The 21,314-nt window shown below is 65.3% G+C and carries 16 protein-coding genes; 11 read left to right on the top strand and 5 right to left on the bottom strand.

Annotation, left to right across the window (positions count from 1 at the left end):
• Positions 1-89: 89 nt before the first annotated feature.
• The 3 genes from PV773_RS04390 to PV773_RS04380 all read right to left on the bottom strand — a co-directional run bounded on the left by PV773_RS04390 (position 90) and on the right by PV773_RS04380 (position 5,734).
• Entirely contained in the window at positions 90-2,651 is a 2,562-nt protein-coding gene (locus PV773_RS04390) for an FAD-dependent oxidoreductase (protein ID WP_347965168.1), read from the bottom strand.
• A gap of 188 nt (positions 2,652-2,839) precedes the next feature.
• Positions 2,840-3,106, bottom strand: coding sequence for a hypothetical protein (locus PV773_RS04385; protein WP_340038910.1), 267 nt, complete (start codon positions 3,104-3,106; stop codon positions 2,840-2,842).
• A gap of 144 nt (positions 3,107-3,250) precedes the next feature.
• Positions 3,251-5,734: a mechanosensitive ion channel family protein gene (locus tag PV773_RS04380; RefSeq protein ID WP_347965167.1), complete on the bottom strand. Its 2,484-nt coding sequence runs from the start codon at positions 5,732-5,734 to the stop codon at positions 3,251-3,253.
• A gap of 195 nt (positions 5,735-5,929) precedes the next feature.
• Between PV773_RS04380 and PV773_RS04375 the strand changes: the two genes are divergently transcribed.
• Genes PV773_RS04375 through soxG form a run of 4 tightly spaced genes read left to right on the top strand, consistent with a single transcriptional unit; the run spans position 5,930 to position 11,073 of the window.
• On the top strand, positions 5,930-7,189 hold the full coding sequence (locus tag PV773_RS04375) for a sarcosine oxidase subunit beta family protein (protein WP_347965166.1): 1,260 nt from the start codon (positions 5,930-5,932) through the stop codon (positions 7,187-7,189).
• Positions 7,190-7,200: 11 nt separating this feature from the next.
• Positions 7,201-7,500, top strand: a complete 300-nt coding sequence (locus PV773_RS04370; RefSeq protein ID WP_347965165.1) for a sarcosine oxidase subunit delta family protein — start codon at positions 7,201-7,203, stop codon at positions 7,498-7,500.
• On the top strand, positions 7,497-10,493 hold the full coding sequence (locus tag PV773_RS04365; RefSeq protein WP_347965164.1) for a sarcosine oxidase subunit alpha family protein: 2,997 nt from the start codon (positions 7,497-7,499) through the stop codon (positions 10,491-10,493). The genes PV773_RS04370 and PV773_RS04365 overlap by 4 nt, the downstream gene beginning before the upstream one ends.
• On the top strand, positions 10,486-11,073 hold the full coding sequence (gene soxG / locus PV773_RS04360) for a sarcosine oxidase subunit gamma family protein (RefSeq protein WP_347965163.1): 588 nt from the start codon (positions 10,486-10,488) through the stop codon (positions 11,071-11,073). The genes PV773_RS04365 and soxG overlap by 8 nt, the downstream gene beginning before the upstream one ends.
• Before the next feature lie 23 nt (positions 11,074-11,096).
• On the opposite strand, the gene PV773_RS04355 is transcribed toward soxG, so the two are convergent.
• On the bottom strand, positions 11,097-11,528 hold the full coding sequence (locus tag PV773_RS04355; protein WP_347965162.1) for a DMT family transporter: 432 nt from the start codon (positions 11,526-11,528) through the stop codon (positions 11,097-11,099).
• Here PV773_RS04355 and PV773_RS04350 point away from each other — a divergent pair.
• On the top strand, positions 11,527-12,594 hold the full coding sequence (locus PV773_RS04350) for a LysR family transcriptional regulator (protein ID WP_347965161.1): 1,068 nt from the start codon (positions 11,527-11,529) through the stop codon (positions 12,592-12,594). The two genes, PV773_RS04355 and PV773_RS04350, sit on opposite strands and share 2 nt — an antisense overlap.
• A gap of 76 nt (positions 12,595-12,670) precedes the next feature.
• A complete protein-coding gene (locus tag PV773_RS04345) occupies positions 12,671-13,066 on the top strand; it encodes a RidA family protein (protein WP_347965160.1) in 396 nt (131 codons plus the stop codon).
• A 1-nt stretch (position 13,067) separates the two neighbouring features.
• Here PV773_RS04345 and PV773_RS04340 read toward each other — a convergent pair whose 3' ends face one another.
• Positions 13,068-13,778, bottom strand: coding sequence for a nitroreductase (locus PV773_RS04340; RefSeq protein WP_347965159.1), 711 nt, complete (start codon positions 13,776-13,778; stop codon positions 13,068-13,070).
• Positions 13,779-14,006: 228 nt separating this feature from the next.
• Here PV773_RS04340 and PV773_RS04335 point away from each other — a divergent pair, with 228 nt between their 5' ends.
• Genes PV773_RS04335 through PV773_RS04315 form a run of 5 tightly spaced genes read left to right on the top strand, consistent with a single transcriptional unit; the run spans position 14,007 to position 21,313 of the window.
• Complete coding sequence (locus PV773_RS04335) at positions 14,007-14,549, top strand: XRE family transcriptional regulator (RefSeq protein WP_347965424.1); 543 nt, start codon at positions 14,007-14,009, stop codon at positions 14,547-14,549.
• Positions 14,550-14,570: 21 nt separating this feature from the next.
• Entirely contained in the window at positions 14,571-17,024 is a 2,454-nt protein-coding gene (locus tag PV773_RS04330; RefSeq protein ID WP_347965158.1) for an FAD-dependent oxidoreductase, read from the top strand.
• Positions 17,024-17,689: an HAD family hydrolase gene (locus PV773_RS04325; protein WP_347965157.1), complete on the top strand. Its 666-nt coding sequence runs from the start codon at positions 17,024-17,026 to the stop codon at positions 17,687-17,689. Before PV773_RS04330 ends, PV773_RS04325 begins: the two co-directional genes overlap by 1 nt.
• Before the next feature lies 1 nt (position 17,690).
• Complete coding sequence (locus PV773_RS04320) at positions 17,691-18,872, top strand: pyridoxal phosphate-dependent aminotransferase (protein ID WP_347965156.1); 1,182 nt, start codon at positions 17,691-17,693, stop codon at positions 18,870-18,872.
• Positions 18,869-21,313 carry an FAD-dependent oxidoreductase gene (locus PV773_RS04315; RefSeq protein ID WP_347965155.1) on the top strand — a complete coding sequence of 815 codons (2,445 nt, stop codon included), beginning with the start codon at positions 18,869-18,871 and terminating at the stop codon, positions 21,311-21,313. Before PV773_RS04320 ends, PV773_RS04315 begins: the two co-directional genes overlap by 4 nt.
• Position 21,314 lies beyond the last annotated feature (1 nt).

Raw genomic sequence — 21,314 nt, 5'->3', positions numbered from 1 at the left:
CGAAATCCCGGGCTTTTCATTCACATTTTTGCGAAGTGTGGACTTGGCTCTTGCGGAGCCGGGCCTTTACAGCTTGCCCCGCCCCACCCTCAGCTTCGAGGCTTGAGGTTCTCCGGATCGTAGAGCGGCTTGTAGCCGATGCCGACCACCTCGACCGGATAGGTCTCGGCAAAATACTCGACATTCAGCTTGCGGCCTTCCTGGGCATAGGCATGCGGGAGATAGGCGAGCGCGATGTTCTTGCCGATGGTCGGGCCGAAGGCGATAGAGGTGGTGTAGGAGCGGCGGCCGAGTTCGTCGACCAGCACCTTGCCGGTTTCCGGATCCATGACCGGCAGCGTGCCGACCGGATAGCGCTTGATGCCGTTCCTGTCGGTGTTCTCGGTCATGACGAGCGTGCAGAGCATGGCAGGCTGGTGGTCGCGCGCCTTGTACTCCAGGTGCTTGGCCTTGCCGCGGAAGTCGGCATCCTTGACCTTCGGACGGGCAAGGTCGGCCTCGATGAGGTTGTATTGGGTGAGCAGGTCGGCGTTCTGCAGGCGCAGGCTCTTTTCCATGCGGCGCGAATTGGCGTAGGTCTCGACGCCGAAGGCCATGACGCCGGTCGAGCGCAGCGCATCCCAGACGGCAAGCCCGTCCTCGTACTTCATGTGCAGTTCCCAGCCCTGCTCGCCAACATAGGAGATGCGGAACGCGGTGACGTTCTTGCCGGCGATTTCGATCTGCTTGATCGCAGCGAAGGCGAAATTCTCCTGATCGAGACCGGCCGGGTCCGCCACCACCTTCTTCAGGTTTTCGCGGGCGTTCGGACCCCAGATGCCGATGGTGATGAATTTTTCAGAGGTGTCGGTGATCGTGACGTCAAGGCCGCGATCCTCGGCAACGCGCTTCATGTAGTGGAAATCGCGCGGGCCGGCGTCGGCGCCGTTCACGAGGCGGCAGCGGTCGGCCATGCGGAAGACGGTGAAGTCGGCGCGCACCATGCCCTCGTCGTCGAGGAAGTGGGTGTAGATGCCCTTGCCGATGTTGCCCTCGCCGCCGATCTTGGCGGCGCACAGCCATTCCAGCAGCTCGACATGGTCGGGGCCTTCGATGTCGACCATGTGGAAGTGGCTGAGGTTGACGATGCCGCAATCGTCGCTCATCGCTAGGTGCTCGGCATTGGAAACGCGCCAGAAGTGGCGGCTGTCCCACTCGTTCTCGCGCACCGGCACACGGTTGCCGTACTTCTCCAGGAGATGCTCGTTGGCCTTGTAGCCATGCGCGCGCTCCCAGCCGCCGAGCTCCATGAAGTGGCCGCCGAGCTCGACCTCGCGCTCGTAGAAGGGTGAGCGCTTGATGTTGCGCCCGGTGGCATAGGGCTCGCGGGTGTGGACGGCCGGGAAATAGATCTTCTGGGCGGCCTCGAAGGTGCGGCCCTCGATGAACTTCTCTTCCAGCTGGTGCGGATAGAAGCGGGCGTAGTCGATCGAATTGTGGTCGATCTCGGTGCGGCCGTCGGTCATCCAGTCGGCGATCAGCTTGCCGTAGCCGGGACCGTCCTTCACCCAGATGGCGACGCAGTACCAGAGACCACGCACCTTCTGGCTCTCGCCGCAGGAAGGGCCGCCGGCGGCCGACACCTGCAGCAGGCCGTTGAAGGAGTGGCTTTCGTTGTAGCCGATCTCGCCGAGGATCGGCGTCAGTTCCATGGCGCGCTCCAGCGGTGCCATGATCTGTTCCATGTCGAGGTCGCGCTGCGACGGCGACAGGCGCGCCTCGTGCTTTTCGAGGATCTCGCGCGGGTGGCAGAGGCGCGGATTGGTGGTCTCGTAGTACCCCCACTCGATCTGGCCGCCCTCGGTGGTCTTGGGATCGCCGGTGTCGCGCATATAGGCGGAGTTGCCCTGGTCGCGCAGCAGCGGGAAGCCGATTTCCTTGCCGGTGCCTTCGAACTCGCTGTACGGGCCGAAGAACGTCAGCGGGTGGTCGACCGGCATGACCGGCAGGTCCTCGCCCACCATCTCGGCGATCAGGCGGCCCCAGATGCCGGCGCAGACGACGACGTGGTCGGCCATGATGGTGCCGCGATGGGTGACGACGCCCTTGATGCGCCCAGCCTCGACGATCAGCGAGGTCGCCGGCGTGTTGCCGAACACCTGCAGCTTGCCGGATTTTTCAGCGGCATCGACCAGCTTGCCGGCGACCGTCTGCGAGCGCGGAATGACAAGGCCGGCGTCGGGATCGAACATCCCGCCCATCACCTGATCTTCCTCGATCAGCGGGAACATCGCCTTGATCTCGGACGGCGAGACATAGTGCGCGCGCGTGCCGAACGCCTTGGCGGAGGAAAGCTTGCGCTTGATCTCTTCCATCCAGGTGTCGTCGCCGGTGCGGGCAACCTCGAGCCCGCCGATGCGGGCGTAGTGGCCCATCTTCTCGTAGAAATCGATGGAATACTGCGTCGTCCAGACGGACAGGTAGTCATGGCTGGTCGTGTAGCAGAAGTCCGAGGCATGCGCCGTCGAGCCGATGTCGGTGGGCACGCCCGATTTGTCGATGCCGACGATGTCGTCCCAGCCACGCTCGATCAGGTGATGGGCAATGGATGCGCCCACGATACCGCCAAGCCCGACGATGACGACCTTCGCCCTTTTCGGAAACTCTGCCATTTCCCACGACTCCGAGATGATATTGCGCGCACACTATAGGGCAGTGTCGGGCGATTGCAGCCTGTTTGCGACATTGCGAAAACGGCGCGCGACCTCGGCGGCGGGACCTGTCCGGATCGGATTGAACGGCCGCAAATGGAAAGGGCCGGACAAATGCCGGCCCTTCGTCGAATTGGCGGGATGCGAACCTACTTGATGCGGGCGACGCCGCCGGAGATCTCGACCGTTTCGGAGCCCGTCAGCGCCTCGCGGTCGCCATTGGGCATGGTCACGAAACAGCCGCTCGGGCAGAACTCCACCGTCTCGCCGGCGGCAAGCGCCAGCTCAGACTTGGAGCCGCCTTCCGTCACGATCAGCGTGCGCGGCTCGGAGTCCAGGTTTACAGCGCTCGCGGCATGCGCCGCACCCGACATGGCCAGGAAAAGCGCGCCTGCGGCGACAAGAAACCTATTCATTTCATCATCGGTGTTTCCACCGCCTCTGGTTCATCTTCGCTAGGCATTTTCGCCTTTGCGGATGAGCTTATATGAGTTCGAAGCTGAACGGCAACTGAATGCCTTGTTCATGCCACAATTTGGCAAGGCCCTCCCTCCTCCGCCCTATTCCGGATCGGGTTTCCGCCGCCGCCCGGGCTTGCGTTCCGAAGCCACTGCCGCCGCCCGTTTGCTGCGAGCCTCTTCCTCCTGGGCGACCTGGGCTTCCGCCTGCTCGTCGTCGGCAGGCCATTTTTCGGAAGGCTTGGGATCCTGGGCGCGCGGTGTCGAGGGGATATGAATGTGTTCGCGCGCGAAGGTCTCGAGGATGGCGAAGCGGATGTCGTTCTGGACGGTGTTGCTGGCAAGCACATCGGCCAGGAAGAAGCGAACCTCGAACTCCAGCGCGGCCGTGCCGAAATTGGCGAAGAGCACGAAAGGCTCGGGGTTCTTCAGCACCATCGGGTGCGAACGCACCACGTCGAGCATGATCTCGTGCGCGCGCTTGACGTCGGAGTCGTAGGCAACGCCGACCTTGATGTCGATGCGTCCGAGCTTGTTGCGATGGGTCCAGTTGCCGACCGCGCCGTTGATCAGTTCCGAATTGGGCAGGATCACCGACTGGCGCTGGAAGGTCTCGATCTCGGTGGCGCGCACGCTGATCTTCTTGACCGTGCCCGAGACCTGGCCGGCGACGATCCAGTCGCCGACCTTGAAGGGTCGCTCCGCGAGCAGGATAAGGCCCGAGACGAAGTTCGACACCACGTTCTGCAGGCCGAAACCGATGCCGAGGGAAAGCGCACCGGCAACCAGGGCCAGGTTGGAAAGATCGAGACCGGCCGAAGAAATCGCGATCAGTGCGGCAATGGCGAAGCCCGCATAGCCCACGGCCACCCGGATCGAATTGCGCACGCCGGCGTCGACCTTGCCGCGGGCCATGACCGAGCCGTCGAGCCAGCCCTGGAACCAGCGCGTCAGGAAGTAGCCGATGGCGAAGACGACGATGCCCGACAGGATGCCGACCGGCGAGAAGGTGAACGTGCCGATCTGGAAGCCTGCGCCCACCTTGTAGAGCCAGGTCGTCATGTCCCCCGGCTGAAATCCCCACTGGAACAGGATCAGCGGCACGCCGATGACGATGACGATCAGGTTGATGACGATGCTGGTCACGAGGCCGAGCTGGTCGAGCGTGGTCTCGTCGAGCTTGAACAGCCTCTGGATCCGGCGGCCTACCGTGGTCTTGGCGAAGGCGTCTTCCTCGTTGATCGCCCGCGACGACAGGAAGCCGATATACATGGTGGCGAGGATCGCGCCGGTGACCACGATCTGCTGCGAAACGAAGCGCGCCAGGCCGATATAGCCAAGGAGCGCGGCGGCTATGGTCACGCCGCCGAGCAGGTAGAGGAAGTAGCGGAGCGTCCGCGGCCACGGCTTGGGCTGACCGTTGTCGTCGACGAACGGCTTCACCATGCCGATGAGGACGACGAGCACGCCGATGATGACGGTCGAGACCAGCGCCTCGCCGACCGTCAGCGTGATCGGAGAGCCGAGCACGCGATAGACGGAGCTTAGCAGGTAGTCCAGACCGGTGAAGAAGGCGGTGGCGATGATCAGGAGCATCAGCCAGCGCGCCGCCCCGCTTTCGACCGCGATCAGCCGCCAGTTGGGCAGTTTGGGCGCGAGCACGGCCGTGCCCAGGCGCGAGACGAAGAAGACGATGCCAATGACATAGAACAGCGACGACATCATCGCGCCGATGTCGCCGCGCAGGACGCCGAAATAATCGTAGAGGAAATAGGTGACGCCGAGGAAGACGAGCACCGCGATGGTCTGCATCAACGTCGACCAGAAGGCGACCGAGAGCCGGCTGAGATAGGAGGGATCCTCCACCCTCGCATCCGGCTCGAACAGGCGGCCGAAGAGCCGCCGGCCGCCCATGACGATAACCGCGGCAGCAGCCAGCGCCAGGAAGGTGGCCGCCAGCATGGACTTGAGCTTGAAGCTGACGACGAAGCGAATCCAGGACGACACCGTGCGGTAGAGGTCGCTCATTTCGGTTTCGAAGTTGTCGATGACCTCGAACACCAGCGCGAAATCGATCTCGTAGCGCTTGGTGAGCAGGCTCTGGAACAGGTCCCGCCGGATTTCCGTGATCTGGCCGACTATCTTGTTGATGCGGATCGAGAGATTTTCCGCGACGCCGAGCACGGCATTGATCTCGGCCTTCTCGTTCGTCAGCGCCTTGCGCTCGTTGGTGACTACGTCCGATTCTGCCGGCTGTCCCTCGGCCGGCGGCTTGCCGAGTTGTTCGAGACGCGCGTTGATTTCGGATAGGCGGGGACGGAAGGCAACGCCGCTCTGCAGCAACTCGCGCGACAGCTGTTCGAGCTGGAGACGGATTTCGACCAGGGCGGCATCGTCTTCCTGGCTCTGGTCGAGCTTGCGCTGCAGCGCGTCCACCTTGCCAGTGACGCTGGCGATGACCTCCTGCTGATCCGCGATGACGCCGGCGGGCGCCCTGCCGATGTCCTGCGCGGCGGCCGGCATCCAGCACGCGAATGCAACGAGGATCAATGAAACGGCGACGCGCCGGGCTGCGGAAACGAGCATGTCAGGTCTGCGACTCACTATGTGGATGAAATGCGCGAGGGCGCGCCATTGATAGAGACCGGCATCCGGGCGGGCAAGTCGACCGCAAATCCGGTGGCGGAGGTCGGCCTAGCGAAAGGCCATGGCGAAATATTGGCTTCCGTTTCGCGAACCCGACTATAGTCTCCGCGCACGGATCGAAGGATGGCATTAAGTATGGCGGAATATTCGGCGTTTTCGCTGCTGAGAAACGCGCTCTCGGGCAATCGCGACTGGAAGCCGGCCTGGCGCAAGCCGGCGCCCAAGCCGTCATACGAGGTGATCGTCATCGGCGGAGGCGGCCATGGTCTTTCCACCGCCTATTACCTGGCCAAGGAGCACGGCATCACCAACGTGGCGGTGATCGAGAAAGGTTACCTCGGCTCGGGCAATGTCGGGCGCAACACGACCGCCGTGCGCTCCAACTACCTGCTGCCGCAGAACACGCGCTTCTACGAGCACTCGATGAAGATGTGGGAGAACCTCTCCCACGACCTCAACTACAACGTCATGTTCTCCCAGCGCGGCGTGCTCAATCTTGCCCACACGCCTGCGCAGCTTGACGATCTCGCCCGCAAGGGCAACGCCATGCGCCATCTCGGCACCGACGCACATCTGATGACGCCCGCCGAGATCGCCCGCCGGGTGCCCGGCCTCGACATGTCGCAATCGGCCCGCTTCCCCGTCATCGGCGGGCTGATGCAGGAGCGCGCCGGCACGGCCCGCCACGATGCCGTCGCCTGGGGGTATGCGCGCGGTGCCGACCGCCGCGGCGTCGACATCATCGAGAACTGCGAGGTCACCGGCTTCCTGCGCGACGGCGACCGTGTCGTCGGCGTCACCACCACCCGCGGAGAGATCCGCGCGAAGAAGGTGGCGGTCGCGGTGGCCGGCAGCACTGGCCGCGTGTTGCAGCTTGCCGGCATCGAGCGCATGCCGATCGAGAGCTACGTGCTGCAGGCCTTCGTCTCCGAATCGCTGAAGCCGTTCCTCGACACCGTGCTGACCTTCGGCATGGGCCACTTCTACGTCGGTCAGTCCGACAAGGGCGGCCTGATCTATGGCGGCGACCTCGACGGCTACAACAGCTACGCCCAGCGCGGAAACCTGCCCATCGTCGAGGAGGTGATGAGCGAGATGCTGGCCGTGTTCCCATCTCTCGCCACAGTGCGCGTGCTGCGCTCCTGGGGTGGGGTCTGCGACATGTCGATGGATGGCTCGCCGATCATCACCGCCGGCCCCCTGCCCGGCATGTATCTCAATTGCGGCTGGTGCTACGGCGGCTTCAAGGCCACGCCTGCCTCGGGGCTGTGCTTCGCCTACACGATTGCCAAGGACGCGCCGCACGAACTCACCGCACCCTTCACCCTCGACCGTTTCAGCCGTGGCACCGTCATCGACGACAAGGGCCAGGGGCCGACGCCGCGCCTGCACTAGGGTTCCGATCCATGTTCATCACCTGTCCTTATTGCGGCCCGCGCGATGTTTCCGAATTCGCCTACCAGGGCGACGGCAACCGCACCCGCCCGGACCCCGCCTCGACCGATGAGGCCGCCTGGCACGCCTACGTCTATGACCGGCTGAACCCGGCCGGCGCGCACAACGAGGTCTGGCAACACGCCGGCGGCTGTCGGGCACACGTCGCCGTGGTGCGCGATACGCTCACCCACGAAATTTCAAGCGTCCGATTCGCGCGCGAACATGGCGCGCCTGTCCGCGGACGCCGCAAGCCGGGAGCCAAGGCATGAGCCCGCGCCGTATACCTTCGGGCGGCCGCATCGACCGGCTGCGCACCATCCGCTTCACCTTCGACGGTATTTCCTACACCGGACATCAGGGCGACGCGCTGGCCTCGGCGCTGCTCGCCAATGGCGTCATGCTGTTCGGCCGCTCCTTCAAGTACCATCGCCCGCGTGGCGTACTGACCGCCGGCGTCGACGAACCGAATGCGCTGGTGACTGTGCTGCGCGGTGACGTCCGCGAGCCGAACCTGCCTGCCACGACGGTCGAGATTTATGACGGGCTGGTCGCCGTCAGCCAGAACCGTTTCCCTTCGCTCGCCTATGACGTGAGCGCGGTCAATCAACTCGGCGGCAAGTTCATTTCGGCCGGTTTCTACTACAAGACCTTCATGGGCCCGGCGATCGGCCCGCTCAAGGGCACCCGCTTCTGGATGATGTGCGAGCAGATCATCCGTCGCGCCGCCGGCCTCGGCCGCGCCGGGCATGCGCCCGACCCGTCGCGCTACGAGCGCATGAACGCCTTCTGCGACGTGCTGGTGGTCGGCTCCGGCCCCGCCGGCCTGTCCGCTGCGCGCGAAGCGGCCGCATCGGGGGCGCGCGTCATCCTCGCCGAACTGGATCCTGAATTCGGCGGCTCGGCCAACTGGTCCGGCGAGACCATCGACGGCGAGCCTGCAGCGACCTGGGCGACCGATATCGTCGGCGAACTCAAGGAACACAAGAACGTCCGCCTGCTCAAGCGCACCACCGTCTGGGGCTACTACGACGGCAACACGATTGCCGCCCTGGAGCGTGTCTCCGACCATGAGGCCTCGCCCGCCAAGGGCGCTCCGCGCCACCGCCAGTGGACGATCCGCGCCGGGAGCGTCGTGCTCGCCGCCGGCGCCTTCGAGCGGCCGCTGGTCTTTCCGGGCAACGACCGGCCCGGCGTCATGATGGCGAGCGCGGCGATGCGCTACGCCAACCAGTACGGCGTCCTGCCAGGCGAAAAGATTGCGGTCTTGACCAACAACGACAGCGCTTATCTTGCGGCGGCATCACTTGCCAGGGCGGGTGCCGCGATCGTCGCCTTGATCGACCTGCGCCGGAACGTCAGCGATGCATGCCGCGCCCTGGCGAAAGAGGCCGGAGCCGAATTGCTGACGGGACGAGCCGTCGTCGGCACCGAAGGCGGCAAGAAGCTCACCGGCGTCAAGCTGGCGCATTTCGACGAAACTTCGGGCGTGATCTCGGGCGAGGCGCGCGCGGTCGCGACCGACTGCCTGATCGTGTCTGGGGGCTGGTCGCCGACCATCCATCTCGCCAGCCAGGCCGGAGCGCGTCCGGTATGGGACGCAGAACTGCAGGCCTTCCTGCCGCCCGAGCCCGGCAAGGGCTGGCTCGGCGCGGGCGCCTTCAACGGAACCTTCTCGACGGCCGAAGCCATAGTCGAAGGCTTTGCCGCCGGCCGCAAGGCGGCCGACCTGCCGCCGGTCAAGGTCGATATGTTGCCACAGGTCGAGCCTGCCGCGCTCGACCCTCGCCCCGCGCCGGTGTTCGAGATCCGGGCCAAGGGCAAGGCCTTCGTCGACTTCCAGCATGACGTCACCGCCGACGACGTGCGGCTTGCCCATCTCGAGGGTTTCGTCTCGGTAGAGCATCTCAAGCGCTACACCACGCTCGGCATGGCCACCGACCAGGGCAAGGGCTCCAACGTGCCGGGCCTCGCGATCATGGCCGAAGCCGTCGGCAAGCCGATCCCCGAGGTCGGCACTACGCGGTTCCGCCCGCCATTCGCGCCGGTTTCGGTCGGCTCACTGGCCGCCGAGCGCTTTGGCGACCTGAAGCCGGAGCGCCTGACGCCGATGCATGATTGGCATGTCGAGAACGGCGCGACCATGTATTCGGCCGGCCTCTGGTTCCGCCCGATGATCTATGGCGACCCCGGCGAGACGGTCGAGCAGGCTTATGTCCGCGAGGCAGGAACCACGCGCGACGCCGCCGGCATCGTCGACGTCTCCACCCTTGGCAAGATCGCCGTGCAGGGTCCGGACGCCGCCGAGTTCCTCGATCGCGTCTACACCAACGTCTTCTCCACCCTTCCCGTCGGCAAGGCCCGCTACGGGCTGATGCTGCGCGAAGACGGCATCGCGTTCGACGACGGCACCACCTGGCGGTTGGGCGAAGAAGACTTCCTGATGACCACGACGACAGCCAATGCCGGCAAGGTCATGCAGCATCTCGAATACTTCCTCGACGTCGTCTGGCCCGACCTGAAGGTCCACCTGACCTCCGTGACCGACCAGTGGGCGGGTGCCGCCATCGGCGGACCCAAGGCCCGCGAGATCCTAGCCTCCTGCGTCACCGGCACCAAGGTCGACAACGAGACGCTGCCCTTCATGGGCATCGTCCGCGGCGAGATTGCCGGCGCGCCCGTCATGATCTGCCGCCTCTCCTTCTCCGGCGAGATGGCCTTCGAGGTCTACAGCGGCGCTGGCCACGGCATCCATGTCTGGGAGGCGTTGGTCGAGGCCGGCAAGCCGCACGGCATGGTGCCCTACGGGCTCGAGGCGCTCGGCACCATGCGCATCGAGAAGGGCCATGTCACCGGCGCCGAGATCGACGGGCGGACAACGGGTCGCGACCTGCATCTGGGCTGGATGCTGTCCAAGAAGAAGCCGTTCATCGGCTCCGCGATGATGGACCGCGAAGGGCTCACCGCCCCCGAACGGCTCGAATTGGTGGGGATCGTTTCGCTCGACAACCGGCCGCTCAACGGCGGCGCCCACATCGTCATGCAGGCCGATCCGGAAAACCCGCACGGCTCGCTCGGCCACATCACCGCCGCGTGCTTCTCTCCGGCGCTCGGCAAGTATATCGCGCTGGCGCTGGTCTCGGCCGGCAAGTCGCGCCACGGCAAGCGTGCCCAGGTCTCCGACCCGCTGCGCAACCGCTACGGCCCGGTCGAGATCGTCAGCCACCACTTCTTCGACCCCGAAGGGAAGCGCATGCATGGTTGAGCAGCTTTCACCGCTCGCACAGGCCTTCCGGCCCGGCTCGCACGGCAACTTTGCCGATGGCGTGGGCGTGACCCTGTCCGAGATCGCTCCCGGTTCGATCGTGCAGGTCGCCGCATGGCCTGGAGAGGAAAAGACGCTGATGGGGGCGATCGCCTCGGTCACGAAACTCAGCCTCGCCGATGGCGCGGGTGCCGGCGCGGTCTCTGAACGCCATTCGGCATTCGGCTTCGCGCCCGGAAAGTTCCTCGTCACCGACGCCTCGGAAGGACTGGCCACCGCGCTGGCAGGTGCGGTTCCGTCGAGCACCGGCACAGTCACCGACCTTTCACACGGCCGGACCGCCATCCGCATCGAAGGCGCCAGGGCGGAGTGGGTGCTGGGCAAGCTCTTTGCCGTAGACTTCGAGCAGGCGGCATTCCCAATCGGCTCGGGCATATCGACGGCTCATCACGATATCTTCACCCAGATCCAGCGAAGCGGGGCGGCGCGGTTCGACCTCTACGTCTTCCGCTCCTTCGCCCGCTCGTTCTGGAAGATGCTCTGCCACGCCGCCGACGAGGTCGGCTACGAGGTGGTCTGAGGCAAGTGCGCGGAGAGCGCTTGCTACTCCGCCGTGCCAGCTTCGATCGCGCTCCCAGAACGATTCTGATCAGGTTTGGTGGAGTTCGCCCATTGGGTGACCACCAGGCCGGCGACGATCAGGAGCAGCCCCGCGACGCGCGCAAGCGTGGCGGGCCGCTGCGCAAAATTCATCAGACCGAAGTGGTCGATGAGGAGGGACGTCGCCATCTGGCCGGCGATCACCGCCACGATGAAGCTGGCAGCGCCGACTTTCGGCGAAAGCAGAAGTGCCGCTGTGATGTAGATCACCCCGCCGACGCCGCCGATCCAGATCCACCACGGTCCCTTGAACAGGGCACCCACCATCGGCACCGGCACCCTCGACGCGAGCATGACGGGGACGATCAGCACGACGCTGATGGCGAGCGAAACCAGCGTCGCCCAGAGCGGGTGGCCGAGCAGGCGTCCAAGCATGGCATTGGCGCCGGCCTGGAACGGAACCGCAGCCCCGGCGAGCAAGGCTGCGACCAGCAACGATGAGGACTGCGGCATTGAGTATCTCCGTATCTACTCCCTGGAGATATGCAATCCGCCATACTTATGGAAATTCACAGTTCTTACCGATAACATGCACCGGATGAATAGTCTCTCCGGCATCGACCTCAATCTGCTCGTGGTCCTCGAGGCGCTCCTGGCCGAGCGGCATGTCTCGCGCGCCGCCATTCGCCTCAACCGGAGCCAACCCGCGGTCAGCCACGCGCTTGCGCGCCTGCGCCACCTCCTCGACGACCCGTTGCTGGTCAGACATGGCGGCGGCTTGCAGCCAACGGCACGCGCCATGGAGATCGCGCCCCTGCTTGCCGACGCACTCGATCGCATGCGCCGCCTCCTCGTACCCGCCGGCTTCGATCCGGCGACCGAGAGGCGCACCTTCCGCCTCGCCATGTCGGACTACGGTGCGACCGTGATCCTCCCCCGCCTCCTGCCGGCGTTGCGGACGCAGGCACCCGGCATCGATCTCGAGATCAGCCAGTCGAGCCGCGAGTCGATGACGGCACAGGTGATGGACGGCGAGATCGACCTGGCCTTCGGCGTCTTTCCCACCCTTGAACGATCAATGCGAGCCTTGCAGCTGTTCGACGAGCGATACGCCTGCATGGCTGATTCTACCTCGTTGGGTGGCACGACGAGCATGGATCTCGCCGCCTACCTCACGCGTCCGCATGCCCTCGTGGCTCTGCGCGCCGATGTCGAGAGCGAAGTCGATTCCGCGCTTGCGGCCATTGGCCATAAGCGCCGTGTTGCGCTGCTTCTGCCGCACTGGGGCGCAGCACCCGGCCTCATTGCCGGCACCGATCTCGTGCTGACCGTGGCGCGGCGTATCCTGCCGCCATCGGTCGAGGCCAACGGCATATCCGTCTTCGAACCGCCTTTCGCCATTCCGGCCTTCGGCTTTGAGCAGATCTGGCACAGGCGCCGCGACGGCGACGCCGCGCACCAGTGGCTGCGGGAGACCATCTTGAGCCTTTGTGGAGGCTGACGCCGGAGATTCCTTGACTGCCCCGACTAGCGAGCCGGGCGTGTTCCGGGCAATATGGACTCATTGAGGGGCGACCATGGAATTCATCAATTCGGCGCAAGCCAAGGCGCTCAAGCTGCCATTCAGCCAGGCGGTGCGGGTCGGCGACGTGCTCTACCTCTCGGGCGCGCTCGGCAATCGGCCCGGCACGCTGGAACTCGTGCCCGGCGGCATGGAAGCCGAAACACAGCAGACGATGGAGAACATCAAGGCAGTGCTCGCCGAGAACGGCCTCGGCATGGCCGACATCTTCAAATGCACGGTCATGCTGGCCGACATGGCTAAGTGGCCCGAATTCAACAAGGTCTATGTCGGCTATTTCGACCCTGACCGCTTGCCGGCGCGCTCGGCATTCGGCGCCAATGGCCTGGCGCTGGGTGCTCAGGTCGAACTGGAATGCTGCGCCTACATCGGCAAACGCCCGGGCGCCTGACCTATTTCAGGAACTGAACCCAGTCTTCGAGCGGCGCGCGGTCTGTCCGGAAAGTGCTTTCCGGCTTGCTCGTGTCCTCGTGCCCGAGCGCCATGCCGCAGACGACGACTTCCTCGTCGGGAATGCCGAGCACCGGCCGGATCTGGCGGTGGTAGGGGGCGAACGCCGCCTGCGGGCAGGTATGCAACCCCCTCGCCCGCGCCGCGATCATGATGTTCTGGAGGAACATGCCGTAATCGATCCACGAGCCCTGGTTGAGCCGGCGGTCGATGGTGAAGATCATGCCGACAGGCGCGTCGAAGAAGAGAAAGTTGCGGTCGTGCTGGGCGCGCATCCGGTCGACGTCCCTGCGGCCGATGCCGAGCACCCCGTAGAGGCCGAAGCCGTTGGCGCGACGGCGGCCTAGATAAGGCTCGAAGAACTGGTCGGGATAATATTTGTATTCGTCCCAGACGGCCTTCTCGGCGCGCACGCCGGAATTGAGGATGGCGTCGCTCAGCCGCTGCCTGATCTCGCCGGTGGTGACGTAGACCTTCCAGGGCTGCATGTTGGTGCCCGAGGGTGCGCGCGCCGCCACATCGAGGATGTCGCGGATCACCGCCTCGTCCACTGGCGTGGGCAGGAAGGCGCGCACGGACCGTCGCGAGACGATCGCCTCGTCGACGATCGCCGTCTCGTCACTGTCCTGCGGTCTGTTTTCCGGTGCCAGCATCGGCGGTCCCCATAGCATCGCTGCGCGGACGCCCCTCCAACCGTCCGTGCGCCAGCCTTTGCACCGTAGGCCGGAGTCCCGCAAGCGAAACTTGCCGGGCCATGAAAAATCCCTTGAGAATTTCACAGAACTGGCCTCATATGAAATTCCGATGAGAATTTTCATGCGAGTCAGCCAAACTTGAACCCCACGGCGAATGCCACGACCGAACTTGACGTCGCCGGCGACTTGCTCGCCGCCGATTTGCGGGCGCTGCGCAAGTCGCGCGGGCTGACGCTGGCGGAGATCGCACTGAAGCTCGGCCGCTCGGTCGGCTGGGTCAGCCAGGTCGAGCGCGGCCTGTCGACGCCGTCGATTGGTGACCTCAGGGCTTTCGCCGAGCTGTTCGGCGTGCCGATCAGCCTGTTCTTCGCGCATGAGGCGCCGCTTGAGGCCGAGCGTGGCGTCATCGTCCGCTCGGGCAGGCGCCGGACGCTGGGAACGAGCGATTCGGGACTGGTGGAAGAACTCCTGTCGCCCGATCTCGGCGGCAGCTTCGAAATGCTCCGATCGATCTTCGCACCGGGAGCCGAGCTGGCCGAGCCGGCGACACGCCCCACGGAAGAAGCCGGCTACGTCGTCTCGGGCCGCTTCGACATCGAAATCGACGGCACCTGGCACAGCCTGAATGAGGGCGACAGCTTCCGCTTCGACCACAAGCCGTTCCGCTGGCGGAACCCGGGAACGGCACCGGCCGTAGTCATCTGGGTCGTGGCGCCGCCGGTCTATTGATCGCGTTATCGGGAGGACAACATGGCTGAGTTGCCGAGCACGGCGCGCGTGGTGATCATCGGCGGAGGCGCGGTCGGCGTTTCCTCGCTCTATCACCTCGCCAAGGCCGGCTGGACCGACTGCGTGCTCATCGAAAAGAACGAGCTGACCTCGGGTTCGACCTGGCACGCCGCCGGCAACGTGCCGACCTTCTCGTCGTCCTGGTCGCTGATGAACATGCAGCGCTATTCGACCGAGCTCTATCGCGGGCTAGCGGCCGAGGTCGACTATCCGATGAATTATCACGTCACCGGTTCGATCCGACTGGCCCACACGAAGGAGCGCATGCAGGAATTCCAGCGTGCCAAGGGCATGGGCCGCTACCAGGGCATGGACATCGACGTCATCGGCCTCGACGAGATCAGGTGCCGCTATCCCTTCATCGAGACGCATGACCTCAAGGGTGCGCTCTACGATCCCAGCGACGGCGACATCGACCCGGCCCAGCTGACCCAGGCGCTGGCCAAGGGCGCGCGCGACATGGGCGCCAGGATCGTCCGCTTCTGCCCGGTGATTTCAGTTCGTCGCGACAAGGACGAATGGGTAGTTGCGACCGAACAGGGCGAGATCCGCTGCGAAAAGGTGGTCAACGCCGCAGGCTATCGCGCCGCCGAGGTGGGCAAGATGTTCGGCCGCGACGTTCCGATGATGGTGATGAGCCACCAGTACATCCTCTTCGACGAGATCCCCGAACTCGCTGCCTGGTCGCGCGAGGCCGTCCGGAAGCTGCCGCTGCTGCGCGACGTCGACACCTCCTACTATCTCCGCCAGGAGAAGAACGGCATGAATCTCGGCCCCTATGAGCGCAACTGCCGCGCCCATTGGGCAACGCCTGACGACCGGATGCCTGCCGACTTCTCGTTCCAGCTCTATCCCGACGATCTGGAGCGGCTGGAATGGTATCTCGACGATGCCGTCCGCCGCGTGCCGATCCTCGGCACGGCGGGCCTGTCCAAGATCATCAACGGCCCGATCCCCTATGCGCCCGACGGCAATCCGTTGATCGGCCCGATGCCCGGCGTGCCCAACGCCTTCGAGGCCTGCGTCTTCACCTTCGGCATCGCCCAGGCGGGTGGTGCCGGCAAGGTTCTGGCAGAATGGGTGACGCAGGGCGAGACCGAATGGGACATGTGGTCCTGCGACCCGCGCCGCTTTACCTCGTTCGCCTCTGCCCCCGACTACGCGGTCTCCAAGGGCATGGAGGTCTATGGCCACGAATACGCCATCCATTTCCCGAGGCACGCCTGGCCTGCCGCCCGCAACCGAAAGCTGTCACCTATCCACGACCGGATCGCAGCCCTCGGCGCCCAGTTCAACGCCTACAACGGCTGGGAGCGCGCCACCTGGTACGCCAAGCCGGGCGACGACACCTCCGAAGAATCCACCCAGACCTTCACCCGCTCCGGGCCTTGGGAGAAACGCATCCGAGAGGAGTGCCTCGCCGTTCGCGATGCCGCCGGCATCCTCGACCTGCCCGGCTTCAGCCGCTTCAACCTCGGCGGCCCGGGTGCGGCCGCATGGCTTGAGACGCAGGTCACCGGCTCGGTGCCGAAGGTCGGCCGTATCGGGCTGTGCTACTTCGCCGATGAGCACGGCCGCATCGTCACCGAAATGTCGGTTGTCCGCCATGCCGAAAACCTGATGACGCTGATCACGGCGGCCGTCGCGCAGTGGCACGATTTCGAATGGCTGAAGTCGCACATGCCCGCCGATGCGACCTTCAAGCTGATCGACCGCACAGAGGAATACTCGACCCAGATCCTCGCCGGCCCCCACTCCAGGAAAATCCTGGTCGAGGTCTGCGAGGCCGATCTGGCGGCCCCGTGGCTGACGCATCAGGAGACCACCATCGCCGGGCGCTGGGCCAAGCTGGTGCGCGTTTCCTTCGCCGGCGAACTCGGCTGGGAGATCCACACCAGGGTGGCCGACACTGTCACCGTGTTCGATGCCATATGGGCCGCGGGCCAGAAGCACGGCCTGAAACCATTCGGCATGTTCGCGCTCGACGCGCTGCGGCTGGAAAAGGGCTATCGCGCGTGGAAGGGCGATCTTTCGACCGACTACACTGTCCTGCAGGGCGGGCTCGAGCGCTTCGTCAAATGGGACAAGCCGGAGTTCCGCGGCAAGGCTGCGCTGCTGAGCGAAAAGCAGCAGGGCGTGAAAAAGCGCTTCGTCACGCTGGTGATCGACAGTCCAGGCGAGTGCGACGCGCCCTACATGTCGACGCTCTGGCACAACGGCCAGATTGTCGGTGAGACCACGTCAGGAGGCTGGGGCCACAGGGTGGACAAATCGATCGCGCTGGGCATGCTGCGGGCCGATCTGGCCGTGCCGGGCGTTACCATCGAAATCGAGATTTTCGGGGAGCGCTTCAGTGCCACGGTCCACGAGGACAAGCCCTTGTGGGATCCCGAAAACGAAAGGCTACGCTCATAATGTCCCTTCCCTTCCCCGATCGCGCCTTCGGCGCCTTCATGTTCGACATGGACGGCACCATCCTGAGCTCGATCGCCGCCGCCGAACGCGTCTGGTCCGCCTGGGCGGTCCGGCACGGCCTCGACGTGGAGGCCTTCCTGCCGACCATCCATGGCGTTCGCGCGGTCGAGACGATCCGCAACCTGAACCTGCCCGGCGTCGACGTGATGGCCGAGGTCGAGTTCCTGACGCAGGCCGAGTTCGACGACGTCGAGGGCGTGGTGTCCATCGAAGGCGCTGCCGCGTTCCTCAACGCCCTGCCGCCCGAGCGCTGGGCGATCGTCACCTCCTCGCCGCGCCGGCTTGCCATCCGCAGGCTGGAAGCCGCCGGCCTGCCGGTGCCGCGACTGATGATCACCGGGGAAGACGTCGCCAACGGCAAGCCCGCCCCCGATTGCTTCCTGCTCGGCGCCCAGCGCCTCGGCCAGAAGCCACAGGATTGCCTGGTCTTCGAGGATGCGCCGGCCGGCATCCAGGCCGCCGAGGCCGCCGGCGCCAGGGTCGTGGTCGTCACCGCCACGCACGACCACGCCGGCGACACGCCTCATCCGACGATCGCCGAGTACAGGTCGCTGACGACGCGCCTGAACACTGCCGGCCTGCTGACGCTGGCGGCGGGAGCCTGACATGCCGAAACCATCATCACGCATCTCCGGCATCGTCCCCTCCGGCAAGGACGGCTGGGAAGTGCATTTCGCCGCCATGACGCGCAAGCAGGCCGGCGAAGACATCATCATGCTGTCGGTCGGCGATCACGACTTCGACACGCCGTCCGAAACGGTGGAGGCATGCGTGGAAGCAGTGCGTTCCGGCTTCCACCATTACACGCAGTTGCCCGGCCTGCCGCGCCTGCGCGCCGCCATGGCCAAGGTCTCGGCCCGCTGCACCGGCGTCGATACCGCGCTCGCCGAAATCATCGCCACGCCTGGCGGCCAGGCCTCGCTCTACGCCGCCGTGCAGGCGACGCACGATCCGGGCGACCACGCAGTGGTCGTGGCCCCCTACTATGCCACCTACCCCAGCACCTTCCGGGCCGCGGGCGCCAGCTACACGGTGGTCGAGGCCCATGCCGCCGACGGCTTCCAGCCGCGCGCCGAAGAGATCGAGAAGGCGCTCAAGCCCAACACGCGCTCGATCCTGATCAACACGCCGAACAACCCGACGGGCGCGGTCTACTCGCGCAAGTGCCTGGAAGACATCGCCGAACTCTGCACCCGCCGCGATCTCTGGCTGCTTTCGGACGAGGTCTACTGGACGCTCGGCGGCGGCGAGCACCTGTCGCCGCGTTCCCTGCCCGGCATGGCCGAACGCACGCTGGTCATCAACTCGATGTCCAAGAGCCACGGCATGACCGGCTGGCGCATCGGCTGGCTCACCGCGCCCGCCGATCTCGTGTCGCTGATCATCAACCTCAACCTCGTCACCACCTATGGCCTGACCGATTTCGTCAGCCGCGCGGCGATCGAGGCGCTGGAAGGTGACTTCGGCGTCGAGTGGATCGCCAAGACCTATGCCGACCGGCGCAGCCACTTCCTCGAAGCCATGCGCGGCCTCAACAACGTCACCGTGCGCGGCTCCGAAGGCGGCATGTATGTGATGCTCGACATCAGCGCCATCGAGCCCGACTGCGAGAAGTTCGCCTGGGACCTGCTCGAACGCGAAAAGGTCGCCGTCATGCCGGGCGTGAGCTTCGGCGACGCCGCATCGGGCCACATCCGCATCAGCCTGTGCCAGCCCGACGACGTGCTCAAGGAGGCCGCCGGCCGGCTCAGGCGCTTCGCCAACAGCTACGAGAGGTCTGCCGCATGACCGAAATCCCCGCCCGTGCCCGCGCCGTCATCATCGGCGGCGGCGTGTCCGGCTGCTCCGTCGCCTATCACCTGGCGAAGCTCGGCTGGACCGACATCGTGCTTCTGGAGCGCAAGCAGCTCACTTCAGGCACGACATGGCACGCGGCGGGGTTGATCGGGCAGCTGCGCGCGTCACAGAACATGACGCGGCTGGCGAAGTACTCGGCCGACCTCTACGTCAAGCTCGAGGCCGAGACCGGCGTCGCCACCGGCATGCGCCAGGTCGGCTCCATCACCGTGGCGCTGACCGAGGAACGCAAGCACGAGATCTATCGCCAGGCCTCGCTCGCCCGCGCCTTCAACGTCGATGTGCGCGAGATTTCACCCAGTGAAGTCAAGGAGATGTACCCCCATCTCAATGTATCCGACGTGGTCGGCGCCGTGCATTTGCCGCTCGACGGCCAGTGCGACCCGGCCAACATCGCGATGGCTTTGGCCAAGGGCGCCCGCCAGCGCGGTGCGAGGATCGTCGAGAACGTCAAGGTGTCAAAGGTCCACACCAAAGATGGCCGCGTCTCCGGCGTGTCCTGGGTGCAAGGCAGCGAACAGGGTACGATCGAGACCGACATCGTCGTCAACTGCGCCGGCATGTGGGCGCGCGAACTGGGCGCCCGGAACGGCGTCGCCATCCCGCTTCATGCCTGCGAGCATTTTTATCTCGTCACCGAAGCGATTAAGGGTCTCGGCCGCCTGCCCGTCCTGCGGGTGCCCGACGAGTGCGCCTACTACAAGGAAGACGCCGGCAAGATGATGCTCGGCGCCTTCGAACCGGTTGCAAAACCCTGGGGCATGGACGGCATCCGCGAGGATTTCTGCTTCGACCAGTTGCCCGAGGACATGGACCATTTCGCGCCGATCCTCGAGATGGGTGTGAACCGCATGCCGATGCTGGAGACCGCCGGCATCCATACCTTCTTCAACGGCCCGGAAAGCTTCACCCCCGACGACCGCTATTATCTCGGCGAGGCTCCGGAAGTGGGCGGCTACTGGGTCGCCGCCGGCTACAACTCCATCGGCATCGTCTCCTCTGGTGGTGCCGGCATGGCGCTGGCGCAGTGGATCCGCGATGGCGAGGCGCCGTTCGACCTCTGGGAGGTCGACATCCGCCGCGCCCAGCCGTTCCAGAAGAACCGCAGCTATCTCAAGGAACGCGTTTCCGAAACGCTCGGCCTGCTCTACGCCGACCATTTTCCCTATCGCCAGATGGCAACGTCGCGGAACATCCGCCGCTCGCCACTGCACGAACATCTGAAGGCGCGCGGCGCCGTGTTCGGCGAGGTCGCCGGCTGGGAACGCGCCAACTGGTTCGCCCGCGAAGGCCAGGACCGCGAATACAAATACTCCTGGAAACGGCAGAACTGGTTCGACAACCAGCGCGAAGAGCACCTCGCCGTACGCAACGGCGTCGGCCTGTTCGACATGACCTCGTTCGGCAAGATCAGGATCGAAGGCCGCGATGCCCTTGCCTATCTCCAGCGCCTCTGCGCCAACGACATGGACGTCGAGCCGGGCAGGATCGTCTACACCCAGATGCTCAACCGGCGCGGCGGCATCGAAAGCGACCTGACCGTCACGCGCCTGTCGCCCACGGCCTTCCTGGCCGTCGTTCCGGGCGCGACCTTGCAGCGCGACCTCGCATGGTTCCGCAAGCATCTGTCCGAGGAGTTCGTCGTCATCACCGATGTAACAGCGTCCGAAAGCGTGCTCTGCCTGATGGGTCCGCGCTCGCGCGAACTGATCCAGAAAGTCAGCCCCAACGATTTTTCGAATGAAACCAATCCATTCGGCACCTGGCAGGAGATCGAGATCGGCATGGGCCTCGCCCGCGCCCATCGCGTCACCTATGTCGGCGAGCTCGGCTGGGAGCTCTATGTCCCGACCGATCAGGCGGCCCACGTGTTCGAGGCGATCGAGGAGGCCGGAGCCGATCTCGGCCTGAAGCTCTGCGGCCTGCACACGCTCGATTCCTGTCGTATCGAAAAGGCGTTCCGCCATTTCGGCCACGACATCACTGACGAGGACCATGTGCTGGAAGCCGGGCTCGGCTTTGCGGTGAAGACGAGCAAGGGCGAATTCACAGGCCGCGATGCGGTGCTTCGCAAGCGCGACGCCGGCCTCAGCCGTCGGCTGGTCCAGTTCCGCCTTTCACATCCCGAGCCGCTGCTCTTCCACAACGAGGCCATCGTCCGCGACGGCGAGATCGTCGGCACGATCACGAGCGGAAACTACGGCCACCACCTCGGCGGCGCCGTCGGCCTCGGCTATGTGCCTTGCGCCGATGAGACGGAAGCCGATGTGCTCGGCTCCCGCTACGAGATCGAGATTGCCGGCGAGCGTTTCGCCGCGGAGGCCTCGCTCAAGCCGATGTACGACCCCAGGGCCGAGCGCGCGCGCATTTAGA

The sequence above is a fragment of the Mesorhizobium sp. CC13 genome (genome assembly GCF_039907765.1).
Taxonomy (GTDB): domain Bacteria; phylum Pseudomonadota; class Alphaproteobacteria; order Rhizobiales; family Rhizobiaceae; genus Aminobacter.
Note: the sequence above shows the minus strand (reverse complement) of the source record. Positions and strands in the feature narration are given on the sequence as shown.

Excerpts from the sequence above, each read along its gene's own strand:
- PV773_RS04315 (WP_347965155.1), top strand. The coding sequence starts at position 18,869 with ATGACCGAAATCCCCGCCCGTGCCCGCGCCGTCATCATCGGCGGCGGC.
- PV773_RS04345 (WP_347965160.1), top strand. The coding sequence starts at position 12,671 with ATGGAATTCATCAATTCGGCGCAAGCCAAGGCGCTCAAGCTGCCATTC.
- PV773_RS04385 (WP_340038910.1), bottom strand. The coding sequence starts at position 3,106 with ATGAATAGGTTTCTTGTCGCCGCAGGCGCGCTTTTCCTGGCCATGTCG.
- PV773_RS04380 (WP_347965167.1), bottom strand. The coding sequence starts at position 5,734 with ATGCTCGTTTCCGCAGCCCGGCGCGTCGCCGTTTCATTGATCCTCGTT.
- PV773_RS04325 (WP_347965157.1), top strand. The coding sequence starts at position 17,024 with ATGTCCCTTCCCTTCCCCGATCGCGCCTTCGGCGCCTTCATGTTCGAC.
- PV773_RS04375 (WP_347965166.1), top strand. The coding sequence starts at position 5,930 with ATGGCGGAATATTCGGCGTTTTCGCTGCTGAGAAACGCGCTCTCGGGC.
- PV773_RS04370 (WP_347965165.1), top strand. The coding sequence starts at position 7,201 with ATGTTCATCACCTGTCCTTATTGCGGCCCGCGCGATGTTTCCGAATTC.
- PV773_RS04355 (WP_347965162.1), bottom strand. The coding sequence starts at position 11,528 with ATGCTTGGACGCCTGCTCGGCCACCCGCTCTGGGCGACGCTGGTTTCG.
- PV773_RS04390 (WP_347965168.1), bottom strand. The coding sequence starts at position 2,651 with ATGGCAGAGTTTCCGAAAAGGGCGAAGGTCGTCATCGTCGGGCTTGGC.
- PV773_RS04330 (WP_347965158.1), top strand. The coding sequence starts at position 14,571 with ATGGCTGAGTTGCCGAGCACGGCGCGCGTGGTGATCATCGGCGGAGGC.
- soxG (WP_347965163.1), top strand. The coding sequence starts at position 10,486 with ATGGTTGAGCAGCTTTCACCGCTCGCACAGGCCTTCCGGCCCGGCTCG.
- PV773_RS04350 (WP_347965161.1), top strand. The coding sequence starts at position 11,527 with ATGGCATTGGCGCCGGCCTGGAACGGAACCGCAGCCCCGGCGAGCAAG.
- PV773_RS04320 (WP_347965156.1), top strand. The coding sequence starts at position 17,691 with ATGCCGAAACCATCATCACGCATCTCCGGCATCGTCCCCTCCGGCAAG.
- PV773_RS04365 (WP_347965164.1), top strand. The coding sequence starts at position 7,497 with ATGAGCCCGCGCCGTATACCTTCGGGCGGCCGCATCGACCGGCTGCGC.
- PV773_RS04340 (WP_347965159.1), bottom strand. The coding sequence starts at position 13,778 with ATGCTGGCACCGGAAAACAGACCGCAGGACAGTGACGAGACGGCGATC.